The sequence below is a fragment of the Lactobacillus sp. HBUAS51381 genome, assembly GCF_012641095.1.
Taxonomy (GTDB): domain Bacteria; phylum Bacillota; class Bacilli; order Lactobacillales; family Lactobacillaceae; genus Levilactobacillus.
This window is the reverse complement of record NZ_JAAVSC010000090.1, coordinates 1-393: the sequence shown is the minus strand read 5'-3', so window position 1 is coordinate 393 and position 393 is coordinate 1. Positions and strand designations below refer to the sequence as shown.

Sequence of the window (393 nt, the reverse complement as noted above, 5' to 3'; positions counted from 1 at the left end):
CCTGAACAGTTACTCTCAAGAGTGTTCTTCTTTAACAACAGAGTTTTACGAGCCGAAACCCTTCTTCACTCACGCGGCATTGCTCCATCAGACTTTCGTCCATTGTGGAAGATTCCCTACTGCTGCCTCCCGTAGGAGTTTGGGCCGTGTCTCAGTCCCAATGTGGCCGATTACCCTCTCAGGTCGGCTACGTATCATTGTCTTGGTGGGCCTTTACCTCACCAACTAACTAATACGCCGCGGGTCCATCCAGAAGTGATAGCCGAAACCACCTTTTAAACAAAAACCATGCGGTTTTTGTTGTTATACGGTATTAGCACCTGTTTCCAAGTGTTATCCCCTGCTTCTGGGCAAGTTACCCACGTGTTACTCACCAGTTCGCCACTCGCTTCA

1 rRNA gene is annotated in these 393 nt (G+C 49.1%); it reads right to left on the bottom strand.

Going from position 1 to position 393, the window contains the following annotated elements:
- Positions 1-393: ribosomal RNA gene (locus HEQ50_RS12645) — 16S ribosomal RNA — on the bottom strand; the annotation flags it as partial.